The following is a 24,541-nucleotide window of genomic DNA, read 5'->3' on the forward strand; positions in this document are numbered from 1 at the left end:
CGCAGCGCCACGAGATCATGCCCGGGGTCGTAGGCCTTCAACCGGCGGATACCCGGCTGTGCCCGCGCCGCGAACCAGGCTTCGTCGTACATGCTCGTGCCGTCGACACCTTTCACCTCTGCGCTCACGCGATCGCCACCGGGTACCAACCGAGCACCTTCACTTCCCGCGCTCAGCCGTGCCGCTGCTGGAAGTCGCGCATGAACGCGGCCAGTGCCTGCACGCCTTCTTCCGGCATCGCGTTGTAGATCGACGCACGCATCCCGCCCAATGCACGGTGGCCCTTGAGCGAAATCAGCCCGGCCGCCTGCGCCTCGGCCAGGAACGGCTTGTCCAGCGCCTCGTCGTGCAGGAAGAACGGCACGTTCATGCGCGAGCGCACCGCCGCGGCGACCTCGTTGCGGTAGTAGCCGCCGGAGTTGTCGATCACCTGGTACAACAGCGCCGACTTGCGTGCGTTTCGCTGGGCGAACTCGGCCACGCCGCCTTCGGCGAGCATCCACTTGAACACCAGCCCCGCCAGGTACCAGTTCCAGGTCGGCGGCGTGTTGAGCATCGACTCGCCCTTGACGTGGGCGCGGTAGTCGAAGATCTCCGCCCGCGGCTGGCCGGCGCGCTCGAGCAGCTCGCGCCGCACGATCACCACGCTGACGCCGACCGGACCCAGGTTCTTCTGCGCGCCGGCGTAGATCACTCCGAACTTCGACACGTCGAGTGGCTCGGACGCGATGCTCGAACTGAAATCCGCGATCAGCGGCACGTCGCCGACATCGGGAATTTCGCCGAACTCGACGCCATGGATGGTCTCGTTGGCGGTGTAGTGCAAGTAGGCCGCGTCCTGGGACAGCTTCCAGGACTCGCGCGCCGGGATGTCGCGGAAGCCGCCGGGCTCGCCATTGGCGGCGACGTTGGCGGCAACGTACGGCTGCACCTGCTTCAGCGCGGTCTTGCCCCAGTGACCGGTGACCAGGTAGTCGACCGTCTGCCCGGGCGCGGCGAAATTGAGCGCGATCAACGCCTGCTGCGCGGTGGCGCCACCCTGCAGGAACAGCATCGCGTAGTCGTCCGGGATCGCCATCAGCGTGCGCAGGTCGGCCTCGGCCTCGGCCGCGACCTGCATGAACTCGGGGCCACGGTGGCTGAGCTCGACGATCGAGGCGCCGACGCCGTGCCAGTCGAGCAGTTCCGCCTGCGCCTGCTGCAAAACCGGTTCGGGCAAGGTCGCGGGGCCAGCACTGAAGTTGAAGGCGCGGGACATGGAACGCTCCGAAGGATTTGGGGTCTGAGGAGTATGCCGCAGCGCAGCAGGCGCGGGGCAACGGTGGCGGGCGCAACTTTTTCACCCGCGCATGCGTATACCCAACATCGGCGAAACCGAACCACGCAGCACCCCGCCGCACCCCCGCTATCAGTAAGGAGCCGGCCATGTCGTTACGCGATGCCCTCAGGATCCCCGCCGCGCAGATCACCGACGAAGCCGTGTACCGCGATCGCCGCCGGCTGCTGGCTGCCCTTGCGACCAGTCCCGCGCTCGCGCTGGCCGGCTGTGCCGAAGCTGAGCCGCCCCCGCCGCCGAAGGTGGCCGTGACCCCGGCGCAGGCGAAGGCAGGCTTCCGCACCAGCGAAGAGCTGACCCGCCTGCAGGACGTCACCAGCTACAACAACTTCTACGAGTTCGGCACCGGCAAGGCCGATCCGTCCAGGGCCGCCAAGACCCTGCGCACCAGTCCATGGACGGTCGCGGTCGGCGGCGCCTGCGCCAAGCCGGGCCAGCTCTCGCTCGACGACCTGCTCAAGGGCCACAAGCCCGAGGAGCGCGTGTACCGCCTGCGTTGCGTCGAGGGCTGGTCGATGGTGATCCCGTGGCTGGGGGTGCCGCTGGGCGATGTGCTCAAGCGCTTCCAGCCGACCTCGAAGGCCAAGTACGTCGCGTTCACCACCCTGGCCGATCCGCGCCAGATGCCGGGGATCGCCTACCCCGCCCTCGATTGGCCGTACCGCGAGGGCCTGCGCATCGACGAGGCGATGAACCCGCTGGCGATCCTCGCCACCGGCCTGTACGGCAAGGCCTTGCCGCAGCAGAACGGCGCGCCGCTGCGGCTGATCGTGCCGTGGAAGTACGGCTTCAAGAGCATCAAGTCGATCGTCGCGATCACGTTCGTGGAGAAACGCCCGTTCACCAGCTGGAACGACGCCCAGTCCAGCGAGTATGGGTTCTTCTCCAACGTGAACCCCAGCGTCGACCACCCGCGCTGGAGCCAGAAAACCGAGCGCCGCATCGCCGGCACCGCCAGCAAGCTGTTCGCTGAGCGCATCCCGACCCGTCTGTTCAACGGCTATGGCGAACAGGTCGCGGGCATGTACGCCGGCATGAACCTGAAGCAGTGGTTCTGATGGCGGAGGCGACGGTACGGGCTTCCCCCAGCAAGCCGATCGACAAAGGCATGGTCGCCGCCAAGGCCCTGGTACACGCACTGGCGCTGACGCCCGCGGCGATCCTGGCCTGGCGGATCCGCGAGGAATACCTGACCGGCAGCGGCAGCCTCGGCGCCGACCCGGTGGCCGCGATCGAGCACTTCCTCGGCCTGTGGGCGCTGCGCCTGCTGATGGTCACGCTGGCGATCACCCCGCTGCGCCAGCTCACCGGCCAGGCGGTGCTGCTGCGCTTCCGGCGGATGCTGGGGCTGTACGTGTTCTTCTACGCGACGCTGCACTTGAGCGCCTACCTGGTGCTCGACCTGCGCGGTTATTGGACGCAGATCTTCGAGGAGATCGCCAAGCGTCCCTACATCACGGTCGGGTTCGCCGCCTGGTTGTTGCTGGTGCCACTGGCGCTGACGTCGACCAAAGCCGCGATCCGCCGCCTGGGCCGCAACTGGGCGCGGCTGCACAAGCTGGTGTACGTGATCGCCGCGCTCGCGGTGCTGCATTTCTGGTGGCTGGTGAAGTCCGACATCCGCGAGCCGGCGCTGTATGCCGGCATCCTCGCGGTGTTGCTCGGTTGGCGGCTGTGGAAGAAGCTGCGCGCGCTCAGCGTGCGCCGTACAGCAGCAGCAGGCTGAGGGCCCCGGCCAGCAGCAGCGCCGCCAGCAGCAACCACGGCAGGCGCCGCACCGACGATGGCAGTGCCGCCGCGGCGGATTTTTGCGCGACGGCCTCGGTCTCGTCGTCGCGGCCTGCCGCTTCCACGGCCTCCACCGTCGCTACCGCTGGCGCACCACGCGGCGACTCGACCACGAACCGATGGTGCGCGTCGAACACCAGCTGGTCGCCCGGTCGCAACAACGCATGCTGCACCCGGTGGCCGTTGACGACGCTGCCGTCGTGCGACCCCAGGTCGCGCAGGACGATGCCGTCGGCGTGCGCCACGAGGCGGGCATGGCGCTCGGCAAACGCCGGCTCGTTGATACGGATGTCGCATTCGGGCGCGCGGCCCACCAGGCGAGGCTGGTCGAGGCTGAAGCAGCGGCCATGGTGCTGGCCACCGACACCGCGCAGGACCAGGCGTGGGTCATTGGCCGGTGGCGGCAGGTCGTCCGCCGGCGCGGCCTGCGGCTCGTCGCCGAGCAACAGCAGCTCCACGCCGTCGAGGAAGATCGCATCGCCGGCGCGCAGCATCGCCATGCGCCGTACCGGCCGGCCATTGACGTGCAGGCCGCGCACACCTTCGCGCAGCTGCAGCCAGATGCCCCGGCGGTCGACGCACAACTGCATCAGGGCTTCGTCGACGTGGTCGGTGCAACGCGGTCGGCCCGCACCGTCGCGACCGATGGCGTGCACGCCGGGGCTCAGCAGCAGGTCGCCGGGTTCGCGGTTGGGAAATCGCAGTTTCAGGGCAGTCATCTTCGGTAGTGCGATGCGGCCGCAATCTAGCATGCCTTGCGCCGCGGCCAACGACGTTCCCGGCACCCCTTTGACGCCATGCGCCACAGCCGCACAATACCGGCACCTTTCGGAGAACCTCCATGTCGCACATCGACATCCGCCACTCGCACTCGCTGGCCCCCAAGAAGGCGCGCGACGCCGTGCAGGAAGTGGCCGAGAAGCTGGCCGCACGCTTCGGCATGGAGTACGACTGGGACGGCGACACGCTCAACTTCAATCGCAGCGGCGTCGAGGGCCACATCGCCCTGGAACCCAAGAACGTGCAGGTGACGGCCAAGCTCGGCTTCCTGCTGGCGGCGCTGAAGGGCCCGATCGAGGCCGAGATCCGTCGGGTGCTCGAAGAACGTTTCAGCTAATCCGCACTAACCCGACGCTTCACTGCGGCGCGAACGGGTCCGGGTGCCCGTTGAACAGGCGCTGCGCGATGTCGCGCTCGTCCTGTTCGATCTCGGCGATGAACCCGCGCACGTCGCCCAGCTGCGCGAACGCGGCGAACCCGCGTTCCAGGAAGCCCTGCAGTTCGGCCAGCCCCGCCGCTCGCGCCGGCCCACGCGAGAGTTTGAGCAGGGTCTGCACGCCGGGCATCCGCAGCGCACCGCCCAAGCCCAGGCCTACCCGGGCCAGCAGGTCGATCTGGCGCGCGCGCAGGCGCGGCAGTCCGGATTCGCGGTACGCCTGCGTGTAGAGCTCCGCGTCCAGCTTGCGCCGCTTCGGTGCGATCCGCGCCAGCAACTGCGCCAGGCGCAAATCGAAGGCGTGGGTCAGCAGGCCCAGCTCGATCGCGTCGGCCACCGTCGCCAGCAACGAGCCCGGCAACAGCTTTCCCATCATCGGCATGACCCGCGCGATGTCGGCGTCGCGGCGGCTGAAGTCGTGGTCGTTGTAGACGTCGCTGAGGAAGAACTGCGCGGCCGGGCGGCGCTTGGGATCGACCAGGAAATGATCGAAGCTCGCTTCCAGCCGCTGCGCCTGCCAACGGCGCACTTCCGGCAGCCAGCGCAGGGTGTTGCGCGGCTCGCGCGACGGGTCGTGCAGCGCCTGGTGGCGGCCGAGCAGGCAGGTGAGCCTGGCGGTGGCATCGCGGGTGCTCGACATGGCCACGATCATCGGCGGCCCGCACCGCGACCGCAACCGCGCTGCGGTGCCCGGATGGCATCGGCTACACTCGGTCGAATCGCGCAATCCACCTGCAAAAGCCCCTCCATGCTGTCACTCCACTCCGCCCGGCAACGGGCGCGCAAGCCCGCCGACGCCCCGAAGATCGGCTTGGCGGTCGCCGGCGGCGGCCCGATCGGCGGCATGTACGAGTTGGGGGCGCTGCGCGCAATCGACGAGGCCTTCGACGGCCTCGACCTGACCCGGCTGGACTGCTACGTCGGGGTCAGCAGCGGCGCGTTCCTAGCCGCCGGGCTGGCCAACCGCATGGACACCGCCGAGATGTGCCGGATCTTCATCACCGGCGACAGCGACGATGTCCAGTTCAAGCCGGAAACCTTCATGCGCCCGGCGTTCCTTGAGTACGCCAAGCGCGCGGCCAGCCTGCCGCGGCTGGCCACGCAATTCTGGCGCGAACTGCTGTTCTCGCCGGTCGAGGCGCGTTGGGCCGACCTGGTCACCCGTTTCGGCGGGCTGGTGCCCAATGGCCTGTTTGACAACGCGCAGGTCGAACGCTTCCTGCGCGAGACCTTCACCCGCCGCGGACGCAGCAACGACTTCCGCGAACTGGCGGCGCCGCTGTACGTGGTGGCGGTCGACCTGGACAGCGGCGAGGCCGTGCGTTTCGGCGATGAAGGCTGGGACGACATGCCGATCTCCAAGGCGATCCAGGCCAGCGCCGCGCTGCCGGGCCTGTACCCGCCGGTGGAATTGCGTGACCGCCATTTCGTCGACGGTGCGTTGCGGCGGACAATGCACGCCTCGGTGGTGCTCGAGCGCGGCATCGATCTGCTGATCGGCGTCAACCCGCTGGTGCCGTTCAACTCGCAGCGCGGCCCGGACAGCGACGTCGCCCGCAACCTCGCGTCGGGCGGCTTGCCCGCGGTGCTCTCGCAGACGTTCCGCACCCTGCTGCAGTCGCGCATGCAGGTCGGCCTGGCGCGCTACACCCAGCAGTACCCCAACATCGACCAGCTGGTGTTCGAACCCAACGCCGACGATGGCGAGCTGTTCTTCGCCAATGCCTTCAGCTTCTCGGCGCGCCGGCGCATCTGCGAGATCGCCTACCGAAACACCCTGGCCGACCTGCGCAACCGCGCCGACGTACTGAGGCCGCTGCTGGCCGCGCACGATATCCGCCTGCGCGACGAAATCCTCGCCGACCAGCAACGCTCGATCCTCGACGGCATCGCGCCGCCGGTGCGCGACACCGAAACCACCGCGCGCCTGAAACGCACGCTGGACGACGTCGAGCAACTGGTCGCGCAACGGCGTAGCCGCCGCACGCGTTGAGCTTTCGCGCCGGCCGGCGCGGGGCTGGTGTGAAAGCTCTAGATCGCCGGGTGATCGTGGCCCGACACCATCACGCCCGGAGCGGCAACCCCATGGCCACGTTCAAGAAGACTGCGAAGAAAACCGCTGGAAAGACCCGTTCGAGCGGCAGCCCGAGCGCGCAGGAACAGGCCGAGCGCCTGTCGAGATCGCTGAGCGAATCGGCGCAGCAGATCTGGCTCGCGGGCGTGGGTGCGTTTGGCCGCGCGCAGGCCGAGGGCACCAAGTTGTTCGAAGGACTGGTCAAGGAAGGTCTGGGCCTTGAGCAGACCGCGCGCAAATTCGCCGGTGGCCAGGCCGAGGCCGTGCGCGATGCGGTCGAGTCCAAGGTCGGCCACGCGCGCGAACGCGCCGCCGATACCTGGGACCGGCTGGAAAGCGTGTTCGAGGACCGCGTGCACCGGGCGTTGGTCAAGCTCGGCGTGCCGGGCCGCGCGGATATCTCCGACCTGAGCCGGCGCGTCGACACGTTGACCGCCGAATTGCGCAAGCAAGGCGGCGGCAAGCCAGCGGCTACCTCTGCCGCGCGCAAGCCCGCTAGGAAAGCCGCCCCGGCTGGCGCCGCCAGCACGCGCGTGGCGAAGAAGCCCGCTGCCAAGAAAGCCACCGCGAAGAAGCTGGCCGCGAAGAAGACCGCGCGCAAGTCGATCGCCACGCCGAAGCCGCCGATCGCGCCATAACCGACAGTTCTTTCGGCAATTCTTCCGGCACCACCGCGCGGCACGGCCGCGCGCGTTCCAAGCCCGCCAGTTCGCCCGCCCGTATGCTCCCCTCCCCTTACGGCCCCGGACTGGCGGGCTTTCTTGTGCGTACCGCTCGGGCATGCTTGCCACTCGACCGGAAGGCGCGGTGAACGCCCGGCATCCGATCTGCCCAGACGTGCCGCAACTCACTTATCGCGCACCTGCGCGACGGTATATTGCGCGGGTTCGCAGCAGGCGCAGGAAACGCATGCCCACGGTTTTGTTGGTAGTGAACGCGCTCGGGATCGCCCTGGTGGTTGGTGGGGCTCTGAGTGCGTATTTGTGGTGGGTTCGTCGCAAGCAGCTCGAGGTCAGCGGCGGCATCCGCGCGTTGGCCGGGATGCGCTGGCGCGAGTTCTCGCGCTTCGTGATCGAGGCACTGCACGCGCAGGGTTTCGAGGCCAGCCGCATCGAGCCGGCGGCTGACTCGGGCCAGCAAGCCGACCTGTTGCTGAGCCGCGGCGAGCAGACCTGGCTGCTCAGCTGCAAGCAAAGCGCCAACTACCGGATCAGCGCGGCCCAGGTGGCCGAGTTGGCCATCGCAGTGCGCGATAGCGGCGCTGCCGGCGGCATCCTCGCCACGCTCGGCCGGATCGAACCGCAAGCCCGCGAGCGGTCGCAGGGCATCGAGCTGATCGACGGCGCGACCTTGTGGCCGCTGGTCGATCCGCTGCTGCCGCCCAGCCTGCACCAGCATCTCGCCCAGCAGGCGCTCGCCCGCACCAAACGCGCGCTGGTGGGTGCCTGGCTGGCGGCGCTGTTGTTCGGGGGGGCGCTTGCATTGGCGCTTACCGATTCGTCGCCACGCCCTGCACCTCCTGGTCCCGCAATGACTTCCACGCCCTCTCCCGCACCTGCGCCACCGCCCGCGGCACGCGCGCCAGCGCCAGCTGCCACGCCGAAGGCCGCCTTGCCGCCCGCGCCTATGCTGAGCGAGGACGAGCAGCGCCGGCAGGTGATGGAAGTCGTCTCCGCGTTGCCCGGCATCGAGCGCGCGGTTTGGTCGACCCGCTCGACGCTATTGGTCTACGTCAGCGCGCAGGACGACGACCAACGCGTGGCGCGCATCTGCAAGGCCCTGGAGCGGTTCGACGAGTTGCGTGCCGCGCGCCTGCACCTGCAACCGCCGCCCGGAAGCGCATCGGCGGTGCGCTTCGTCCAGTGCCAGCTGTTCTGACCGACGCCACCCGCCCAGCCGCGAGCGATTGGCTGGCAAGCCTGACGCCCGCGGCAGACAGTTGCCGCACAGGACCGCGAGAACGGCCGGGGAACCGGGCCCTACGACCCCGTTCCGCCAGTCGAGGCTACCAGTGCACGCCGCGCATCACCGCGGCGAACGCGATCTGCTCGTTGCTGGCCTGCTCGTCCTTGATGCCCTTCTTGTCGCCCTTGGCCGCGGCCGAATCCGGGAACAGCTCGAACGCGGTGTTCATCACCACTTCGTAGGCCTTCGGCGCCACCGCATTGAGCAGCGCCGAGAAGATGCCCAGCCGCGTCGCGATCCGGCTGGGCTTCTCGATGATCGCTTTGACCAGCAGGTCGGCCGCCTCGTCCGGGGTCAGCGTGGGGACGCTGTCGTACATCTTGGTCGGCGCGATCATCGGCGTCTTCACCAGCGGCATGTTGATCGTGGTGAAGCTGATGCCCTTGCCCGACAGCTCGCCCTGCGCGCAGCGGCTGAACGCGTCCAGTGCCGCCTTCGAGGCCACGTAGGCCGAGAACCGCGGCGAGCTGGCGAGCACGCCGATCGAGCTGATGTTGATGATGTGGCCCCGGCGGCGCTCGGTCATCTTCGGCATGAAGCCCATGATCAGGCGCAGGCTGCCGAAGTAGTTGAGCTGCATCGTGCGCTCGAAGTCGTGGAAGCGGTCGTACGACAGCTCGATCGAACGGCGGATCGAGCGGCCGGCGTTGTTGATGAGGATGTCGACGTGGTCGTGCTCGGCAAGCACCTGCTTGACCAGCCGGTCGCAGTCGGCCAGGTCGGCCAGGTCGGCGGTGTAGGCGAACACCTTGCCGCCGGCGGCCTTCATCGCGTCGCGCGCCTTGAACAGCTCCTCCTCGCCGCGCGCAACGATGATCGTGACCGCGCCCGCGGCGGCGACCTTCTCGGCGGTCGCCAAACCAATCCCCGACGAGCCGCCGGTGATCACGACCACCTTGTTGCGCACCTTGCCCTTGAGCGTGCGGTCGACGAACAGGTCCGGGTCGAGGTGGCGTTCCCAGTAGTCCCACAGCCGCCACGCGTAGCTGTCCAGCGGCGGCACCGTGATGCCGGTGCCCTTGAGCGCGCGCTCGGTCTCGCGGTTGTCGAAACGGGTCGGATAGGTGATGAACTTCAAGGTCTCCTTGGGGATCTTGAAGTCGCGCAGCAGCATGCCAATGAAGCGCCTCACCGGTGGCAGGTTGCCGACCGCGCCGCGCACGCCGCTGGGCACGAACGCGAACATGCGCGCGTCGATGCGCATGGTCATCTCCGGCGCGTGGCCGGCGCGCGCGAAGGTGTTGAGCACCTCGCCTACGCGCATCGGTTCCGGATCGGTCAGGTGGAAGCACTGCCCGTCGAGCTTGGACTTGTGCGCGATGTGATCCATCGCGTCGACCACGAAGTCCACCGGCACGATGTTGATCCGCCCACCCTCGATGCCGAGCGTCGGCATCCACGGCGGCAGCATCTCGCGCAGCTTCTTGAGAAAGGTGAAGAAGTAGTACGGACCGTCGATCTTGTCCATCTCGCCGGTCTGCGAGTGGCCGACGACCATGCCGGGTCGGTAGATGCGCCACGCAATGCGTTTCTCGTTGCGGACCAGGCCTTCGGAATCGTGCTTGGTGCGCAGATACGGGTCGTCCAGGCCCTCGGCCTCATCAAACATGTCCTCGCGGAACACGCCGGGGTACAAGCCCGCCGCCGCGATCGAGCTGGTGTGGTGGAAGCAGCCGGCCTTGATCGCCACCGCCAGTTCCAGCGCGTGTGCCGTGCCATCGATGTTGGCCTTGCGCTGCGACTCGGCGCTGGCGGTGAGGTCATAGACCGCCGCCAGGTGGAAGAAGTGCTTGACCTTGCCCGACAGCGCGCGCAGCTGCGCCGCGCTGAGCCCGCACTTGGGCGCGGTCATGTCGCCGGTCACCACCACCACGCGCTTCATGTCCCAGCCCATCTTCCGGGCGATGGCTTCGAGCTTCTTCTGCGAGTCCTTGCGCACCAGCACGTGGACCAGGCCGGGCGACTTGGCGGTGCCCTTGCGCGCGAGCAGCTTGCTGACGAGGTAGCGTCCGATGAATCCCGTCGCGCCGGTGACGAAGTAGCTCATGCCCTCTCCTGCCCCATGGTCGGCCGCGATGCGGCGCCTAGGCCACTACGGTGCCAGAGCGCGGGGCGACCCACAATTCCCCGCCGTATTGACCACCCAGACGGTGCATGCTGTCATTCGGCCACACGTCGCGCGCCTGGGAGGGCAACAGCCATGTCGGACCTCAAGACCACGTTCGAGCAGGCCGCCAAGGCCGTGCACGACCTGCCAGAACGGCCGGACAACGAGACCCTGCTGCGCCTGTACGCGCTCTACAAACAGGGCGCAGAGGGCGACGTCAGCGGGCCGAAGCCGGGCTTCTTCGACTTCGTCGGCACCGCCAAATACGAGGCCTGGGCCAAGCTCAAGGGCACCGGGCAGGAAGACGCGATGCAGAAGTACGTCGACCTCGTCAACAAGCTGCGCGGTTGATGCCGTCGATGGCGGGCCGGCGCCGCGCGAACGGATCGATGCCGAACACCTGCCCGCTCCGGCACCCGGCGTACTGACCCGTGGCCAAGCACACCCGCCAGCGCATCCTCGACGCCAGCCTGGCGATGTTCAACGCGCAGGGCGAGCCGAACGTCACCACCAACCATATCGCCGACGAGCTGGAGATCAGCCCGGGCAACCTGTACTACCACTTCCGCAACAAGGACGACATCATCGAGCACCTGTTCGCGCGCTACGAGGAGCGCATGGACACCGCGCTCGCCGCGCCGCAAGGCAGGCTGCCGGGGCTGGAGGACATCTGGCTGCAGCTGCACCTGGTGTTCGAGTGCATCTGGGACTACCGCTTCCTGTATCGCGACCTGGTCGAGATCCTCAGCCGCAACCGCCGCGTGCGGCTGCGCTTCGCGCGCATCCTACGGCGTGCCGACGAGCAGGCCCACGCGGTGATGCGCGGGCTGTCTCAGGCCGGGGTGATGCGCGCCTCCGGCGACGAGCTCGCCGCGACCGCGACCAACGTGCTGGTGATCGCCACGTTCTGGCTCAACTACGCCTCCGCGCGCGGCGACAAAGACGAGCACGCCGCGATCCGCGACGGCATCGTCCAGGTGATGATGTTGATGGCACCGTTCCTGCGCGACGCCGAACGCGTGCACCTCAACACCCTGATTCGCGCCTACCTCGATTGATTGCAGACACCGCTCTGCCCCCTCCTTTGCAAAAGGAGGGCCGGGGAGGATTTGCTTTTGCTTGCCGGCTTCCACAGGAGGGTGCTGGCACAAGCGCAAATCCCCCTCAATCCCCCTTTTTCAAAGGGGGAAGCTAAAAGTCCTGCCTGTGCAGCAACCCCATAACGACAACGCCCCCGCTTTCGCGAGGGCGCTGTCGTCCACTTACGGTGGAGAGAGAGACTTTAGGCCGAGCGGGCCGTGCGCTGGGCTGGCTTGCGGGCCGCGGGACGGCGCACCGCCTTGGTCGCCGCCGGCTTGCGTCGGGCCGGCTTGGCGGCCTTCGGCTTCAAGCCGAGCTTGTCGAGCACCGGCGCCAAGCGCGCCTCGACTTCGCCGCTGAACCTGACCACGGTCGGCTCGACCTGGCCGCGCACGTTGTCGAGGCCATGGCGCACGTTGCTGGTGGCACCGTTGGCGAGCTGCGCGGCGCGGCGTTGCAACGCCTGCAGCCCCTCGACCATACGCGCGCTGCCATCGACCAGTTCGCGGCGGGTCATGGCGACCACGCCCAAGCCAGCCAGCCACACGTGGCGCGCGGTGGTCTGGGTGGCAGGGGACTTGCGGTTCTTGGCAGCCATCGGTTTGCTCCGCGCGCCGACCGTTGGGCCGGCTTCACGGTGGGCACTTTGGCGCGTCCCCATGGAGCAATCACACTAGCGCCGGCACCGCCCCATCCCTGCAGAGCAGCCCTTGCACAGCATGGGGCGACGGCGGGATGCTGGGCGCCAACCGACCAACAAAGGACCGTCGATGGCTGCCAAATCCTCCTGGGCTGCGTTTCCGCACGACGCCAAGGGCTTCGCCTACGCCGGCGACGCGTTGAAAAAGGCTTGGCCGAAACTGCACGCCGGCGACACCGAGCCTTACCCCGATGCAAAGCATGCCGCGGCCTTGCTCGCGGCGGCCGGCAAGGCCGCGCCGAAGGGGCTGGATGCCGAGGCGCTGGCCCTGGCACTGCAGGACGCCTGGCGTGCGTTCCACCGCGGCGACTTCCAGGCCGCGTTCAATGCCGGCGAGAAACTCGGGCCTCTGGGCGCGTCGGTCGCGGTCAAGGCGCTGGGCATCCACGCGACCTATCTGGTCGATGACGACGGCGAGAAGCTCAAGCGCTTCGAGCAGGCGTCCAAACTCGCCGAAGCCGCGGTCAAGGCGCTGCCCAACGAGGCCAACAGCCACTACCGCCACGCCTTCGCGCTGGGCCGCTACAGCCAGCACTTGGGGCTGCTCAAAGCGATCAAGCAAGGCATCGCCGGCAAGGTGCGCAGCGCGCTCGACGCCACACTGGAACTGTCGCCGAAGCATGCCGAGGCACACACCGCGATGGCGCTGTACCACGCCGAGATCATCGGCAAGGTCGGCGCCATGCTCGGCGGCCTGACCTACGGCGCCAAGGCCGCCGAGGCCGACCGCCACATCAAGACCGCGCTCAAGCTGACCCCGGATTCGCCGATCGCCCACATCGAGCACGGCAACGTGCTGATGCTGCTGCACGGCGACAAGCAGGAAGCCGCGGCCGCGGCCGCCTACGAGAAGGCTGCCAAGCTCAAGCCGCTCGATGCGATGGAGGCGCTGGACGCGGCCTACGCCCGGTCGCAGCTCGAATGACGCGCTTTACCGCCTGGCACGCCCACCGCGGCAGCACAGTTGCGCCGTGGCACAGCAACAGCAACAGCAACAGCAACAGCAACAGCAAATCCTCCCCGGCCTCCTTTTCTAAAGGAGGAGAAATGCTTGCAAAGGAGGGAAAGATGTCGGGCGGGACAGGATGCTTTCCCCCTTTGGAAAAGGGGGATCAAGGGGGATTTGCTGTGGCTTTGTTCGCCGGCAGCCGCAACAGCCGCGGTCAGTCCAGCGCCACCAGGCCGCGCCGGCTGGCCAGCAGCCGCAGCTCGTGGTCCGAGCCCAGCTTGAGCTTGGCGTAGATGTTGGTGCGATGCGCGTAGGCGGTCTTGGCGTTGATGCCGATCGTCGCCGCCACGCGCGCCACCGAATGCCCCCGCGCCAGCAGCAGGAACACCTGCGCCTCGCGCGCGGTCAGTTCCGGCAACTGGTCGTGCCCCCCGGCCGCGCTGGCGCCGGCGACGTGATTGCGCACGTCGCTGCCCAGGTAGATCTCGCCGCGGCCGATCGCGCGGATCGCGTCGACCAGTTCGTCCGGTGCCGAGCGCTTGGTGACGTAGCCGCGCGCGCCGGCGGCCAGCGCGTCTTGCACGTACAGCGCGCCGTCGTGCATGGTCAGCACCACGATCGCCAGTTCCGGCCGCTGCGCCAGCAGGTGCCGGAGCATCACCAGTCCGTCGCCGTCGGGCAGCGAAAGGTCGAGCACCAGCACGTCGCAGGTGGCCTGCAGCATCCACGCCGCCAGCGCCTGCGCACTGCCAACCTCGGCGATCACCTGCCAGCCCGGCTCCAGTTCCAGCAACTGCTTGAAGCCGGCGCGTACGATCGGGTGGTCATCGACCAGGACAATTCTTAGTGGCGACATCGAACCAACCCGAAGGCGTGGTGAGCAAGTTGGCCATTGAAGCGCACCCGACGCCCCGGCGTCGAATCCTGTGGCCGTGGCTGGCGCTGTACCCGATCGCGTGGGCGGCGCTGTTCGCCGGCTCCAGCATCTACTGGTTTCTACCGGCGGGCCTGCGCCTGGGTGCGCTGTGGCTGCTGCCGCGCCGCGCGTGGTGGATGCTGGCGCTGGTCGAATGGCTCGGCATCCTCGCGCTCAGCCTCGCGCGCGGTGCGTTCCAGTCGCTGCCGGGGCTGGTCAGTTCCACGGTGCTGCCGTGGTGCATCTACGCGCTGGTGCTGCGCGGGATCGGCCGCCACGGCCGCGAACGCCCCACCCGCGAAGTCCTCCCACGCCTGCTCGCGACCGGGCTGCTGGCGGCGATCTTCACCACCGTCGCGCTGACCGCGATCGACCTCAACGACGACGGGGTGTTGCCGGCCAGCCTCGCCGCGACGCTGGTCTCGTACGCGCTGGGCGATTTCGCCGGCATCGTGATCATGGTGCCGCTGCTGCTGGTCCTGCACGACCAGGCCCGCCCCAGCCGACTGCCGTGGCGCGCGCTGTTGGCCGACGGCCTAGTGCTGGTGCCACTGGCAGTCGCGCTGGGCTTGTCCGCGCTGCCCGCGCTCGAAGCCCCCGTGTACCCGCTGCTGCTATCGCTCTTCCCCGCGTTCGGGCTGGCCTACCGCTTCGGCTGGCGACCGGCGACGGTCGCGCTGGGATTGCTGAGCATCGGCGTGCATGCGATCGCCGAGCCCGTGGCGCAACTGTGGGGGCCAGGGCAGATGCAGTTGCTGGTCGCAGTCATTGGCAGCGCGGTGTTGCTGCTCGGCGTCGCCAGCGAGACCCAGCAGCAGCAGCGCAGCGAGCTGTCGGCGACGGTGCAGGCGCTGTCGATGCGCGGCACCCAGCTGGTCGAGGCCGCCAACCGCATCGCCTCGCTGCAGGAGCAGGAGCGCCGCCGCATCGGCGCGGAGCTGCACGACCAGATTGGTCAGGACATGACCGCGATCGCCACCCGCCTGCGCGTGGTCGAACGCACCGCGGTCGACCCCGACGTCCGCGATGGCCTGGCCTCAATCCGCGCGCTGGTCAACGACGCCCACGCCCACCTGCGCGAGGTCATCAACTCCCTCCACCCGGCCGTGCTCGACCGCTTCGGCCTAGCGCGCGCGCTGGCCGAGGGCCCGTTCGCCGAGATGCTCGCCGACCACGACATCGACTACAGCTGCCAGATCGATGGCGACGTCGACGCCCTGCCCGACAACATCGCCAGCGCCCTCTACCGCATCTGCCAGGAAGCCACCACCAACTGCGCCAAGCACGGCTGCGGCCAGCGCGTGTACATCCACCTGACCCTGCTGCCGCGCGTCGGTGGCGCCGAACTCGCCCTGCAGATCGGCGACTACGCCGGCCGGCTGGACATTGACACCCAACACCCCGGTCGTGGCCTGCTGAACATCCGCGACCGCGCCGACGCCATCGGCGCCCGCTACGACTTCAACGCCGAGTCGGGCAGCCCGCGCCACGCGGTGCAGATGTGGGTGCCGCAGGCGGCCTTCGCGGGCGTCCCGAGCTGAGCGCCCAAACGGCAGGGGGCTTGGCAATTCCAGCTATGGTTCCTGTATACTTCGCGGCCAATTCGGGCGGTTAGCTCAGCGGTAGAGCATTGCCTTCACACGGCAAGGGTCGCAGGTTCGAACCCTGCACCGCCCACCAGTTGCAAAAAGGGCCGGCGCAAGCCGGCCTTTTTCTGTTTCTGCGCGATGATGATCCGGCCGATGACGACCCGGCCGATGCCCGGCCCAGGAATTCGCGATGAACGACATCCGCCTGTACCACAACAGTCGCTGCTCGAAGTCGCGCCGAGTCTTGGAGCTGCTGCAGGAACGCGGGATCACGCCCGAGATCGTCCATTACCTGGACACCCCGCCGAACTCCGCGGAACTGCGCGAGCTGCTTGCGATGCTGGGCCTGCCCGCGCATGCGCTGCTGCGAACGGGCGAGCCAGAGTACGCGGAGCTCGGGCTGGATCGGCCCGGGCTCGACGAGGCCGTGCTGATCGATGCGATGGTGCGGCATCCGCGGTTGATCGAGCGCCCGATCTTGGTGCACGGCGGCCGTGCGGTGATCGGCCGACCACCCGAGCGCGTGCTCGAACTGCTCGACTGACCGAATCGGGCACCAGCGCGGCCGGCTACGGCAGCTTGCTGTCGCGCGTCTTGACTATGTCTGACGGATCATCTGAATCGCCGCGCACGCTTGGCTACAGCCGCGCGTCGACCTGCTCGCGCGGATACAGGCTCTTGATGTCGTACAGCAGCGCGTTGCCGCGCCCGAACCTGCGCGCGCCATCGGCGCCCAGCGCGCGGAACTCGTCGTGCGCGACGGCGACCACGATCGCGTCGTAGCTCGCCGCCGCTGGTGTCTGCTTCAGCAGTTCGACGCCGTACTCGCGCCGCGCCTGGTCGGCATCGGCCCAAGGGTCGTGGATGTCCACCTGCGCGCGGTACTCGCTGAACTGCTTCGCCAGGTCGACCACGCGCGTGTTGCGCAGGTCCGGGCAGTTTTCCTTGAAGGTGATGCCCAAGATCAGGATGCGCGAACCGGCCACGGCGATGCCACGCTGGATCATCAACTTGATCACTTCCGCCGCAATGTGCCCGCCCATCGCATCGTTGATGCGCCGGCATGCGAGCAGGATATCGGGGTAATAACCGGCCGCCTGCGCCTTCTGGATCAGGTAATACGGGTCGACGCCTATGCAGTGACCTCCGACCAGACCCGGGCGGAACGGCAGAAAATTCCACTTGCTGCCGGCGGCCTCGAGCACCTCGGTGGTGTCGATGCCCAGGCGCTGGAAGATCAGCGCGAACTCGTTGATCAGGGCGATGTTGGCGTCGCGCTGCGTGTTCTCGATGACCTTGGCGGCCTCGGCCACCATCAGGCTCGACGCCTTGTGGGTGCCGGCGCGGATGATCGTGCGGTACAGCGCGTCGACGAAATCGGCGGTGTCCGGGGTCGAGCCCGAGGTCACTTTGGGAATGTCGGTCAAGCGCCGCTGGCGGTCGCCCGGATTGATGCGCTCGGGGCTGTAGCCGACGAAGAAATCCTGGTTGAAGCGCAGCCCGGACGCGCGCTCGAGCTCCGGCACGCAGATCTCCTCGGTCGCGCCCGGGTACACGGTGGACTCATAGATCACCGTGTCGCCGTGCTTGAGCAAGCCGCCGATCGCGCGACTGGCACTGAGCAGCGGCGAGAAATCCGGACGTTTGTGTTCGTCGACCGGCGTCGGCACGGTCACCACGAAGACGTTGCAGTCGCGCAGGGCCTCCAGCGAATGCGTGAAACCCAGCCGTGGTGCCGCGGCGATCTCCTCGGCGCTAGCTTCGCGGTTGCCGTCGTCGCCATTGCCTAGCCGCTCGATGCGATGGGCATCGATGTCGTAGCCCAAGGTGTCGTAATGCTTGCCGAACTCGACCGCGAGCGGCAGCCCGACGTAGCCCAATCCGATGACGGCGATTCGCGCATCTCGAAGTCCATTCCGCGGATCGTGCATGCCCTGCCCTGGTTGCTGGTGGTGCCCGGGGCCGGACTCGAACCGGCATAGCCTTGCGGCTGGCAGATTTTAAGTCTGCTGCGTCTACCGATTTCGCCACCCGGGCATGGTCGCGTTGCGGCGCCTAGCTTACGACAGACCATCGCGCGCGAGGGCCAGGCGAAGGGATCGCTTCGCGCAATCGCCGCGACGCTACGCACGAACCCGCCCACGACGGTGCAGCCGCCGCGCCAAAGAAAAAGCCCGCCGAAGCGGGCTTTCAATTTGGAGGCCGAGGTCGGAATTGAACCGGCGTACGCGGATTTGCAGTCCGCTGCATAACCACTCTGCCACCCGGCCGGTGACGCGTTGCCCGCAAGCATAGCGCTTGGGGCGGCGATTGCCATCGCCTTAGATCGTGTCGCTTGAATCCGCACTGAGCGAATCCGAACCACCTAAAAACACAAAACCCCGCACGCGGGGTTTTGTGATGGGGTTGCCCCCTGTGTTTGGAGCGGGAAAAGGGACTCGAACCCTCGACCCCGACCTTGGCAAGGTCGTGCTCTACCAACTGAGCTATTCCCGCAGAACAGAACGAGAATTTTACGGATATGCGGATTTGTGTCAACTGTTCAGTGAATCTTTTTTCAGGATCGGCCACGCCGCATGCAGGTAGGCCAGGCCGGACCACAGCGTCAGCAAGGCCGCGACAGCGAGCAGCCATTCGCCGATCAGGTAGATCGGCAGGCCCATGAACGGCTCCTGGTACAGCAGGCAGGTCAGCGCGACCATCTGCACGATCGTCTTGATCTTGCCAATCGCGGCGACCTTGACCGTGGCCCGCTCGCCCAGTTCGGCCATCCACTCGCGCAGCGCCGAAACGGCGATCTCCCGGCCGATGATGACGGCCGAGAACAGCGCCATCCATACCGCTTCCGGGCCGTTTTTCACGCTGACCACGATGACCAGGGCCACCGCGACCATCAGCTTGTCCGCCACCGGATCGAGGAAGGCGCCGAACGCGGAGAACTGGTTGTAGCGCCGCGCGATCCAGCCATCGAGCCAGTCGGTGACCGACGCGAACGCGAAGATGAAGGCGGCCGCAAAGTTGGTCCATTTGAACGGCAGGTAGAACACCAGCACCAGTACCGGGATCAACACGATCCGCGCCAGGGTGAGCATGGTGGGAACCGTCAACTTCATCCATCACTCCGCGTGGTCGTCGTCGGCATGGCCGCGTCCGGGGCTTGCAACCCGTGCAGGGTGGCATAGATGCGCTCGGCGAGGGCGGCATTGACACCTTCCACGCGCGAGATTTCCTCGACCCCGGCCGCCTTGAGTCCGCCGAGGCCGCCGAAATGCCGCAGCAGGTTCGCGCGCCGGCGCGGTCCGATGCCGGGGATGTCCTCCAGGCGGCTGCTGTTGCGCACCTTCTGGCGCCGCCCGCGGTGACCCGTGATCGCGAACCGGTGGGCCTCGTCGCGGACCTGCTGGATCAGTTGCAACGCCGGCGATTCCGCGCCGGGGTGAAGGATGCGGCCGTCGGGCAGCAGCAGTTCCTCGTCGCCAGCACGCCGCGCGACGCCCTTGGCCACGCCGACCAGCATCACGCCCTCGACGCCGAGGTCATCCAGTGCCGCGCGTGCCTGTGCGACCTGGCCTGCCCCGCCGTCGATCAGCAGCACGTCGGGCACCACGCCCGACTCTTCCACCGCGCGCCGGAAGCGGCGCCCGATCGCCTGGTGCATGGCCGCGTAGTCGTCGCCGCCGACAATGCCGGTGATGTTGTAGCGCCGGTACTGGCCGCGCACCGGCCCCTCGGCATCGAACACCACGCACGACGCGACCGTCGCCTCGCCCATCGTGTGGCTGATGTCGAAACACTCGATGCGCGAGGGCAGCGCCGCCAATCCGAGCATCTCGCGCAGCGCCTCGGCACGCGCGTGCTGCGCGGCGTGGCTCGTGCGTTCGCTGGCCAGCGCCATCTCGGCATTGCGGCGCGCCATGTCGAGGTAACCGGCGCGCTCGCCGCGGACACTGGCCTTGATCTGCACCTTGCGCTCGGCAGTGGCAGCGAACGCCTGCTCCAGCAGCTCGCGGTCGGGGATCTCGCGGTCGAGCACGATCTCACCCGGCGGCGTCTGCTCGCCGTAGTACTGCGACACGAACGCGGCCAGCACCTCGGTCGGGCTGTCGCTGCCGTTAGTCTTGGGGAAGAAGGCGCGCGTGCCCAGGTTGCGGCCGTCGCGAAACGCGAGCAGCAGCACGCACGCCGCGGCGCCCTGCATCGCGATGGCCAACACGTCCAGGTCGGCGGCGCGACCGTCGACGTACTGGCGCGCCTGCAGGCTGCGGACCGACACCACCAGGTCGCGCAGGCGCGCGGCTTCCTCGAAGTCCAGGCGCGCGCTGGCCGCCTCCATCGCCTTGCCCAGGTCGTCGGTGAGCTCGTCGCTGCGCCCCTCGAGCAGCAACGTCGCGCGCTGCACGCTCTGGGCGTAGTCGCGGGCCTGCACCATCCCCACGCATGGCGCGCTGCAGCGGCCGATCTGGTGCTGCAGGCAGGGCCGGGAGCGGTTGCGGAACACGCTGTCCTCGCAGCTGCGCAGGCGGAACAGCTTGTGGATCAGGTTGAGCGTCTCGCGTACCGCGAGCACGCTCGCGTACGGGCCGAAATAGCGTCCCGGAACCGCGCGTGGGCCACGGTGCATGGAGATGCGCGGCCACGCCTCGTTGGTCATCAACACGTACGGGTAGCTCTTGTCGTCACGCAGCAGCACGTTGTAGCGCGGCTTCAGCGACTTGATGAGCTGGTTCTCGAGGATCAGCGCCTCGGTCTCGGTGCGCGTGACCGTGACCTCCATGCGCGCGACCTGGGCGAGCATGGCCATGATCCGCGCCGACTTCGGGGTGGCGTTGAAGTAGCTGGACACCCGGTTGCGCAGCGCGCCGGCCTTGCCGACGTAGAGGACGCCCTCGTCGGCCGCGATCATGCGGTACACGCCGGGCGCGGTACTCAGGTTGCGGACGAAGTCCTTGCCATCGAAGACCGGGGGCTTGGCCTTGCTCATGCGCCATCCCCTTGCCTGCCCGACGCGGCTAGCGGCGCGCGCGCGGGAGCGCACAGTCGCGCTGGCGGGGTAGAAACTTCGGTCATTGCGGGCGCGGACATCGGCTCCAGAGGTTGGGTCGATTATGCGTCAGCGCAAGGCGGGGCCGGGACGCCACGCCACACATCGCGGCATATGCCGGCGCGTTCCTGCGACGCCTGGCTCAGGCCTGCCCCGCGTCGATGCGCGCCTGGGCGCGCGCGAGATCGTCGGGGGTGTCGACACCCGGCGGGAACGGCGCAGGCGTGGGCATCACCGCGATCCGGAAGCCCGCTTCGAGCACGCGCAGTTGTTCCAGGGACTCGACCTGTTCGAGGCGGCCGGCAGGCATCGCCGCGAACCGGCGCAGGAAGCCGGCGCGATAGGCGTAGATGCCGATGTGCCGCCACCAATGGTCGCCGCTGGGAATGCGCTCGCGATCACCTGCGAACGCGTCGCGTGGCCACGGGATCGGCGCGCGGCTGAAATACAGCGCATCGCCGTTGTCGGCCCGCACCAGCTTGACCGCGTTGGGATCGAACAGGGTGTCGACCTCCTCCACCGGCGCGGCCAAGGTGGCCATGTCGGCCCCGCTGGCGCGCAACAACTCGGCGACCGCGTGGATGCCGGCGGCCGGCGCGAACGGCTCGTCGCCCTGCAGGTTCACCACGATCGTGTCGTCGCTCCAGCCGGCGATGCCCGCGCACTCGGCTAGGCGGTCGGTTCCCGAAGCGTGCGCGGCCGAGGTCATCGCGATCCGCACGCCGCTGCCGGACAGCGCGTCGGCGATGCGCGGGTCGTCGGCGGCGACCCAGACCTCGCGTGCACCGGCGGCCAGCGCGCGGCGCGCGACGTGCAGCACCAGCGGCTCGCCTGCGAGCAGCCGCAGCGGCTTGCCCGGCAATCGCGAGGCGGCATGACGCGCGGGGATGGCGACGACGAAATCCAGGGCTGCACTCATGGTCTGATCTTGTGATCGCGGGGAGGATGTGCGTGATCCCTTTACCGATGTCAGCTGGGACGTCGCGGGGAATCGGCTCGATCTACCGGGAAGTCGCGCCGGAGGACGCCCGGGATGCCGGGTATTTGCTGCGCAGACGGTCCAGCAACGCCACCCAGAACGCTTCGGGCAGCTCGGCACTAACAGGGATGCTGAAGCTTGATTCCAACCCCAGCCCGGCGCATTTGACCGCGTCCTTCTCGGTCATCAGCACCGGCAGGCGGCTGCCGAACGCGAAATCCGCGGCGCTGTAGCGGTGGTGGTCGGCAAACGCGTGCGGTACCACGGCGATGCCGACGCCGCGCAGCATCGCGAAGAAGCGCTCGGGGTCGCCGATGCCGGCGACGGCGTGCACGCGCTGGCCCGCGAACGACGCCAGCGGGCGTGACCGCCCACCGGCCAGCGGCACCGCCTGACCGGCGTGCAGGCGCATTGTCCACTCGCCGAAGCCGCCCTCGCCGCCGTTGACGACCCGGAAATCGCACTGCGACCCGCGCGCCGGTGGTTCGCGCAACGGCCCGGCCGGCAGCAGCTGGCCGTTGCCGTAGCGACGGCGGCCGTCGATGACCTCGATCTCGATGTCGCGCGCCAGCCGGTAGTGCTGCAGGCCGTCATCGCAGACCACGACGTCGCAGCCGGCATCGGCCAGCGCCTGCGCGGCGGCAGCGCGGTCGCTGTCGACCCGCAACGCCACGCCGGTGCGACGCGCGAGCAGCAGCGGTTCGTCGCCGGCCAGCAGCGGGTCGGTGTCCGCCTCGATCCACAGCGCCAGCGCGGCCTGGTCGCGGCCGTAGCCGCGGCTGGCAACGCCCGGGGTCCAGCCTTCGGCGCGCAGCCGCTCGACCAGCGCCATCGTCAGCGGGGTCTTGCCGGCGCCGCCGGCGGTGATGTTGCCGATCACGATCACCGGCACGCCGGGATGGCGCGGCCGCATCCAGCCGCGCAGATAGCAGCGACGCCGCAACGAGGTGACCCCGGCATACAACGCCGACAACCAGCGCGCGGACAGCGGCACCGGCGCATCGCCGTACCAGTAGCCCGGCGGCTGCCTGCCCGCGCCGCGCGTCGATGCGGTCGTCGTGTTCATTGCACCTCGCGGAACTGCATGCGGTGCAGGTGTGCGTACAGGCCGTCGCGGGCGATCAATTCGGCGTGGTTGCCGCGCTCGACGATGCGGCCCTGGTCGAGCACCAGCACCTGGTCGGCGTGTTCGATGGTCGACAGCCGGTGCGCGATCACCAGGGTGGTGCGGTCGGGCATCAGGCGGTTGAGCGCGTCCTGCACCAGCCGTTCGGACTCGGTGTCGAGCGCGGCGGTTGCCTCGTCCAGGATCAGGATCGGCGCGTCCTTGAGCATCGCGCGCGCGATCGCCAGACGCTGGCGCTGGCCCCCGGACAGGCGCCCGCCCTTGCTGCCGATCGAGGTCTGCAGGCCGTCGGGCAGGCGCTCGACGAACTCCATCGCATTGGCGCCACTGACCGCGCGCTCCAAGCCCTCGGGCATCGCCGATTGCAGCTCGCCGTAGGCGACATTGGCCGCGACGGTGCCGTCGAACAGCATCACCTGCTGGCCGACCAAGGCGATCTGCCGGCGCAGGTCGGCCAGCCGGTAGTCCTGCAGCGGGTGACCGTCGAGCAGGATCGAGCCGGCCTCGGCCTCGTAGAAGCGCGGGATCAGCTTGATCAGGGTCGATTTGCCGCTGCCGGAGCGGCCGATGATCGCGGTGACCGTGCCCGGCCGCGCGGTGAAGCTGATGTCGGCCAGCGCCGGCTCGGTTTGGCCCGGGTAGCGGGCACCGACGTTGCGGAACTCGAGCAGGCCCTGCGCCCGGGCCAGGCTTCGGGTTCCCGGATCGGATTCGTCCGCCGAATCGAGCACGTCGAACAACCGTTCCGCCGACGCCACGCCGCGCTGAAGCATGCCCTGCACGTTGGTGAGCTGCTTGAGCGCGGGGATGATCGCCATCATCGAGATCATCAGGGTGACGAAGCCGCCGGCGTCCAGCCGTCCTGCCATCGCCTCGCGGCCGGCAAAGAACAGCAGCAGCGCCAGGCCCACCGCGCCCATCAACTGGACCACGGCCGAGGAGATGCTGCGGGTCGACTCGACCTTCATCGCCAGCTTGAGGTTGGTGTTGGCCAGCGCCGTGTAGCGCTCCAGCTCCACGCCCTGCGCGCCGTAGACCTTCACTTCCTGCTGGTTCGACAGCGTCTGGTCGGCCGATTGCATCAGCTGCGCGCCGCTTTCCTGGATGCGGTGGCTGATCAAACGGTAGCGGCGGCCGACCTTGTCCATCATCCACGCGAGCGGCGGGCCGAGTAGCAGGATCGCAATCGTCACCGTCCAGCTGGTCCACAGCATCACCACCAGCATCGCGACGACCTGCAGCGACTGCTGCACCATGACCTTCATCGCGTCAATCGCGGCCTGCGCAACCTGGTCGCTGTCCGACCCCAGCCGGACCAGCATCGACGGCACTGGCTCGGTGTCGAAGCGCAGCCCCGGCAGGCGCAGGTACTTGCCCAGCACGCGCACGCGCAGATCGCGCGCGATGCTGCGCCCGGCCTTGGCCATGAACGTGTCGGTGACATAGCCGGCAATCCCGCGCGCGATGAAGATGGCGACGATTGCCAGCGGCAGCAGCAGGTTGAGTTCGGCGTTCTTGCTGATGAAGGTCTCGTTGACCACCGGCGTCATCAACCGGGTGAAGCCGCCGGCGGCGGCCGCCTCGACCAACATGCCCAGCAACGCGACCACCAACAGAGGCCGGTAGGGCCGCGCGAAGCGGATCAGACGCTTGTAGGTCTGCCACGGCGACATGG

General features: G+C 68.4%; 23 protein-coding genes and 4 tRNA genes. 12 read left to right on the forward strand and 15 right to left on the reverse strand.

The features are described 5' to 3' along the window. Nucleotides 1–172: 172 nt before the first annotated feature. On the reverse strand, nt 173–1,258 hold the full coding sequence (gene serC / locus ACFQZQ_RS03225; RefSeq protein ID WP_386811235.1) for a 3-phosphoserine/phosphohydroxythreonine transaminase: 1,086 nt from the start codon (nt 1,256–1,258) through the stop codon (nt 173–175). A gap of 167 nt (nt 1,259–1,425) precedes the next feature. On the opposite strand from serC, the gene msrP reads away from it, so the two are divergent. Then, a complete protein-coding gene (msrP, locus tag ACFQZQ_RS03230) occupies nt 1,426–2,394 on the forward strand; it encodes a protein-methionine-sulfoxide reductase catalytic subunit MsrP (protein ID WP_386811236.1) in 969 nt (322 codons plus the stop codon). A 50-nt stretch (nt 2,395–2,444) separates the two neighbouring features. Beyond that, nucleotides 2,445–3,062, forward strand: a complete 618-nt coding sequence (msrQ, locus tag ACFQZQ_RS03235) for a protein-methionine-sulfoxide reductase heme-binding subunit MsrQ (RefSeq protein ID WP_386811646.1) — start codon at nt 2,445–2,447, stop codon at nt 3,060–3,062. Here the strand turns inward: msrQ and ACFQZQ_RS03240 are convergent. Further along, nucleotides 3,031–3,843, reverse strand: a complete 813-nt coding sequence (locus ACFQZQ_RS03240; RefSeq protein ID WP_386811237.1) for an FHA domain-containing protein — start codon at nt 3,841–3,843, stop codon at nt 3,031–3,033. The genes msrQ and ACFQZQ_RS03240 overlap by 32 nt on opposite strands. Nucleotides 3,844–3,965: 122 nt before the next feature. Between ACFQZQ_RS03240 and ACFQZQ_RS03245 the strand changes: the two genes are divergently transcribed. Next, nucleotides 3,966–4,241, forward strand: coding sequence for a polyhydroxyalkanoic acid system family protein (locus ACFQZQ_RS03245; RefSeq protein WP_386811238.1), 276 nt, complete (start codon nt 3,966–3,968; stop codon nt 4,239–4,241). 19 nt (nt 4,242–4,260) lie between these two features. Here ACFQZQ_RS03245 and ACFQZQ_RS03250 read toward each other — a convergent pair whose 3' ends face one another. Next, the gene (locus ACFQZQ_RS03250) at nt 4,261–4,980 is read right to left on the reverse strand and encodes an FFLEELY motif protein (RefSeq protein WP_386811239.1); all 720 of its coding nucleotides are present in this window, start codon (nt 4,978–4,980) and stop codon (nt 4,261–4,263) included. A gap of 108 nt (nt 4,981–5,088) precedes the next feature. On the opposite strand from ACFQZQ_RS03250, the gene ACFQZQ_RS03255 reads away from it, so the two are divergent. From ACFQZQ_RS03255 to ACFQZQ_RS03265, 3 genes are all read left to right on the forward strand, one after another. After that, nucleotides 5,089–6,333 (forward strand): patatin-like phospholipase family protein, encoded by a 1,245-nt coding sequence (locus ACFQZQ_RS03255; protein WP_386811240.1) that lies wholly within the window; start codon nt 5,089–5,091, stop codon nt 6,331–6,333. A gap of 92 nt (nt 6,334–6,425) precedes the next feature. After that, entirely contained in the window at nt 6,426–7,052 is a 627-nt protein-coding gene (locus tag ACFQZQ_RS03260; protein ID WP_386811241.1) for a phasin family protein, read from the forward strand. A gap of 271 nt (nt 7,053–7,323) precedes the next feature. Further along, nucleotides 7,324–8,292: a restriction endonuclease gene (locus ACFQZQ_RS03265; RefSeq protein ID WP_386811242.1), complete on the forward strand. Its 969-nt coding sequence runs from the start codon at nt 7,324–7,326 to the stop codon at nt 8,290–8,292. Nucleotides 8,293–8,419: 127 nt separating this feature from the next. Here ACFQZQ_RS03265 and ACFQZQ_RS03270 read toward each other — a convergent pair whose 3' ends face one another. Next, on the reverse strand, nt 8,420–10,426 hold the full coding sequence (locus ACFQZQ_RS03270; RefSeq protein ID WP_386811243.1) for an SDR family oxidoreductase: 2,007 nt from the start codon (nt 10,424–10,426) through the stop codon (nt 8,420–8,422). Nucleotides 10,427–10,579: 153 nt separating this feature from the next. Here ACFQZQ_RS03270 and ACFQZQ_RS03275 point away from each other — a divergent pair, with 153 nt between their 5' ends. Both ACFQZQ_RS03275 and ACFQZQ_RS03280 read left to right on the forward strand, forming a co-directional pair. Then, nucleotides 10,580–10,837 carry an acyl-CoA-binding protein gene (locus tag ACFQZQ_RS03275; protein ID WP_386811244.1) on the forward strand — a complete coding sequence of 86 codons (258 nt, stop codon included), beginning with the start codon at nt 10,580–10,582 and terminating at the stop codon, nt 10,835–10,837. Between the two features lie 80 nt (nt 10,838–10,917). Continuing rightward, complete coding sequence (locus ACFQZQ_RS03280) at nt 10,918–11,544, forward strand: TetR/AcrR family transcriptional regulator (protein ID WP_386811245.1); 627 nt, start codon at nt 10,918–10,920, stop codon at nt 11,542–11,544. A 224-nt stretch (nt 11,545–11,768) separates the two neighbouring features. On the opposite strand, the gene ACFQZQ_RS03285 is transcribed toward ACFQZQ_RS03280, so the two are convergent. Further along, complete coding sequence (locus tag ACFQZQ_RS03285; protein WP_386811246.1) at nt 11,769–12,164, reverse strand: phasin family protein; 396 nt, start codon at nt 12,162–12,164, stop codon at nt 11,769–11,771. A gap of 172 nt (nt 12,165–12,336) precedes the next feature. Here ACFQZQ_RS03285 and ACFQZQ_RS03290 point away from each other — a divergent pair, with 172 nt between their 5' ends. Continuing rightward, complete coding sequence (locus ACFQZQ_RS03290; protein ID WP_386811247.1) at nt 12,337–13,191, forward strand: hypothetical protein; 855 nt, start codon at nt 12,337–12,339, stop codon at nt 13,189–13,191. A 238-nt stretch (nt 13,192–13,429) separates the two neighbouring features. On the opposite strand, the gene ACFQZQ_RS03295 is transcribed toward ACFQZQ_RS03290, so the two are convergent. Further along, on the reverse strand, nt 13,430–14,071 hold the full coding sequence (locus ACFQZQ_RS03295; protein WP_386811248.1) for a response regulator: 642 nt from the start codon (nt 14,069–14,071) through the stop codon (nt 13,430–13,432). Between ACFQZQ_RS03295 and ACFQZQ_RS03300 the strand changes: the two genes are divergently transcribed. From ACFQZQ_RS03300 to arsC, 3 genes are all read left to right on the forward strand, one after another. Next, nucleotides 14,062–15,672 carry a histidine kinase gene (locus ACFQZQ_RS03300; protein WP_386811249.1) on the forward strand — a complete coding sequence of 537 codons (1,611 nt, stop codon included), beginning with the start codon at nt 14,062–14,064 and terminating at the stop codon, nt 15,670–15,672. The genes ACFQZQ_RS03295 and ACFQZQ_RS03300 overlap by 10 nt on opposite strands. Nucleotides 15,673–15,736: 64 nt before the next feature. Next, nucleotides 15,737–15,811, forward strand: a tRNA-Val gene (locus ACFQZQ_RS03305). A 99-nt stretch (nt 15,812–15,910) separates the two neighbouring features. Beyond that, the gene (arsC, locus tag ACFQZQ_RS03310; RefSeq protein ID WP_386811250.1) at nt 15,911–16,264 is read left to right on the forward strand and encodes an arsenate reductase (glutaredoxin); all 354 of its coding nucleotides are present in this window, start codon (nt 15,911–15,913) and stop codon (nt 16,262–16,264) included. A gap of 94 nt (nt 16,265–16,358) precedes the next feature. On the opposite strand, the gene ACFQZQ_RS03315 is transcribed toward arsC, so the two are convergent. The 9 genes from ACFQZQ_RS03315 to msbA form a co-directional block, all read right to left on the reverse strand. Further along, nucleotides 16,359–17,651 carry a nucleotide sugar dehydrogenase gene (locus ACFQZQ_RS03315; protein ID WP_386811251.1) on the reverse strand — a complete coding sequence of 431 codons (1,293 nt, stop codon included), beginning with the start codon at nt 17,649–17,651 and terminating at the stop codon, nt 16,359–16,361. 19 nt (nt 17,652–17,670) lie between these two features. Beyond that, nucleotides 17,671–17,757: transfer RNA gene (locus ACFQZQ_RS03320), tRNA-Leu, on the reverse strand. A 159-nt stretch (nt 17,758–17,916) separates the two neighbouring features. Continuing rightward, nucleotides 17,917–17,990: transfer RNA gene (locus ACFQZQ_RS03325), tRNA-Cys, on the reverse strand. Nucleotides 17,991–18,140: 150 nt separating this feature from the next. Further along, nucleotides 18,141–18,216: transfer RNA gene (locus ACFQZQ_RS03330), tRNA-Gly, on the reverse strand. A gap of 38 nt (nt 18,217–18,254) precedes the next feature. Then, nucleotides 18,255–18,833 carry a CDP-diacylglycerol--glycerol-3-phosphate 3-phosphatidyltransferase gene (pgsA, locus tag ACFQZQ_RS03335; RefSeq protein WP_386811252.1) on the reverse strand — a complete coding sequence of 193 codons (579 nt, stop codon included), beginning with the start codon at nt 18,831–18,833 and terminating at the stop codon, nt 18,255–18,257. Then, nucleotides 18,830–20,701: an excinuclease ABC subunit UvrC gene (gene uvrC / locus ACFQZQ_RS03340; RefSeq protein ID WP_386811253.1), complete on the reverse strand. Its 1,872-nt coding sequence runs from the start codon at nt 20,699–20,701 to the stop codon at nt 18,830–18,832. Before uvrC ends, pgsA begins: the two co-directional genes overlap by 4 nt. Nucleotides 20,702–20,903: 202 nt before the next feature. Beyond that, complete coding sequence (gene kdsB / locus ACFQZQ_RS03345) at nt 20,904–21,680, reverse strand: 3-deoxy-manno-octulosonate cytidylyltransferase (RefSeq protein WP_386811254.1); 777 nt, start codon at nt 21,678–21,680, stop codon at nt 20,904–20,906. Between the two features lie 82 nt (nt 21,681–21,762). Next, nucleotides 21,763–22,806, reverse strand: a complete 1,044-nt coding sequence (gene lpxK, locus ACFQZQ_RS03350) for a tetraacyldisaccharide 4'-kinase (protein WP_386811255.1) — start codon at nt 22,804–22,806, stop codon at nt 21,763–21,765. Further along, the gene (gene msbA, locus ACFQZQ_RS03355; protein ID WP_386811256.1) at nt 22,803–24,539 is read right to left on the reverse strand and encodes a lipid A export permease/ATP-binding protein MsbA; all 1,737 of its coding nucleotides are present in this window, start codon (nt 24,537–24,539) and stop codon (nt 22,803–22,805) included. The genes lpxK and msbA overlap by 4 nt, the downstream gene beginning before the upstream one ends. Nucleotides 24,540–24,541: the final 2 nt, after the last annotated feature.

The sequence above is a fragment of the Lysobacter koreensis genome, assembly GCF_042677045.1.
Lineage (GTDB): Bacteria > Pseudomonadota > Gammaproteobacteria > Xanthomonadales > Xanthomonadaceae > Lysobacter_K > Lysobacter_K koreensis.

Bases quoted from the DNA above. Each gene is read 5' to 3' on its own strand.
- serC (WP_386811235.1), bottom strand. From the start codon at position 1,258: ATGTCCCGCGCCTTCAACTTCAGTGCTGGCCCCGCGACCTTGCCCGAA.
- ACFQZQ_RS03275 (WP_386811244.1), top strand. From the start codon at position 10,580: ATGTCGGACCTCAAGACCACGTTCGAGCAGGCCGCCAAGGCCGTGCAC.
- ACFQZQ_RS03260 (WP_386811241.1), top strand. From the start codon at position 6,426: ATGGCCACGTTCAAGAAGACTGCGAAGAAAACCGCTGGAAAGACCCGT.
- ACFQZQ_RS03240 (WP_386811237.1), bottom strand. From the start codon at position 3,843: ATGACTGCCCTGAAACTGCGATTTCCCAACCGCGAACCCGGCGACCTG.
- lpxK (WP_386811255.1), bottom strand. From the start codon at position 22,806: ATGAACACGACGACCGCATCGACGCGCGGCGCGGGCAGGCAGCCGCCG.
- msbA (WP_386811256.1), bottom strand. From the start codon at position 24,539: ATGTCGCCGTGGCAGACCTACAAGCGTCTGATCCGCTTCGCGCGGCCC.
- ACFQZQ_RS03265 (WP_386811242.1), top strand. From the start codon at position 7,324: ATGCCCACGGTTTTGTTGGTAGTGAACGCGCTCGGGATCGCCCTGGTG.
- ACFQZQ_RS03255 (WP_386811240.1), top strand. From the start codon at position 5,089: ATGCTGTCACTCCACTCCGCCCGGCAACGGGCGCGCAAGCCCGCCGAC.
- ACFQZQ_RS03270 (WP_386811243.1), bottom strand. From the start codon at position 10,426: ATGAGCTACTTCGTCACCGGCGCGACGGGATTCATCGGACGCTACCTC.
- ACFQZQ_RS03295 (WP_386811248.1), bottom strand. From the start codon at position 14,071: ATGTCGCCACTAAGAATTGTCCTGGTCGATGACCACCCGATCGTACGC.
- ACFQZQ_RS03245 (WP_386811238.1), top strand. From the start codon at position 3,966: ATGTCGCACATCGACATCCGCCACTCGCACTCGCTGGCCCCCAAGAAG.
- arsC (WP_386811250.1), top strand. From the start codon at position 15,911: ATGAACGACATCCGCCTGTACCACAACAGTCGCTGCTCGAAGTCGCGC.
- uvrC (WP_386811253.1), bottom strand. From the start codon at position 20,701: ATGAGCAAGGCCAAGCCCCCGGTCTTCGATGGCAAGGACTTCGTCCGC.
- msrQ (WP_386811646.1), top strand. From the start codon at position 2,445: ATGGTCGCCGCCAAGGCCCTGGTACACGCACTGGCGCTGACGCCCGCG.
- kdsB (WP_386811254.1), bottom strand. From the start codon at position 21,680: ATGAGTGCAGCCCTGGATTTCGTCGTCGCCATCCCCGCGCGTCATGCC.
- ACFQZQ_RS03250 (WP_386811239.1), bottom strand. From the start codon at position 4,980: ATGTCGAGCACCCGCGATGCCACCGCCAGGCTCACCTGCCTGCTCGGC.
- ACFQZQ_RS03285 (WP_386811246.1), bottom strand. From the start codon at position 12,164: ATGGCTGCCAAGAACCGCAAGTCCCCTGCCACCCAGACCACCGCGCGC.
- ACFQZQ_RS03290 (WP_386811247.1), top strand. From the start codon at position 12,337: ATGGCTGCCAAATCCTCCTGGGCTGCGTTTCCGCACGACGCCAAGGGC.
- ACFQZQ_RS03315 (WP_386811251.1), bottom strand. From the start codon at position 17,651: ATGCACGATCCGCGGAATGGACTTCGAGATGCGCGAATCGCCGTCATC.
- pgsA (WP_386811252.1), bottom strand. From the start codon at position 18,833: ATGAAGTTGACGGTTCCCACCATGCTCACCCTGGCGCGGATCGTGTTG.
- msrP (WP_386811236.1), top strand. From the start codon at position 1,426: ATGTCGTTACGCGATGCCCTCAGGATCCCCGCCGCGCAGATCACCGAC.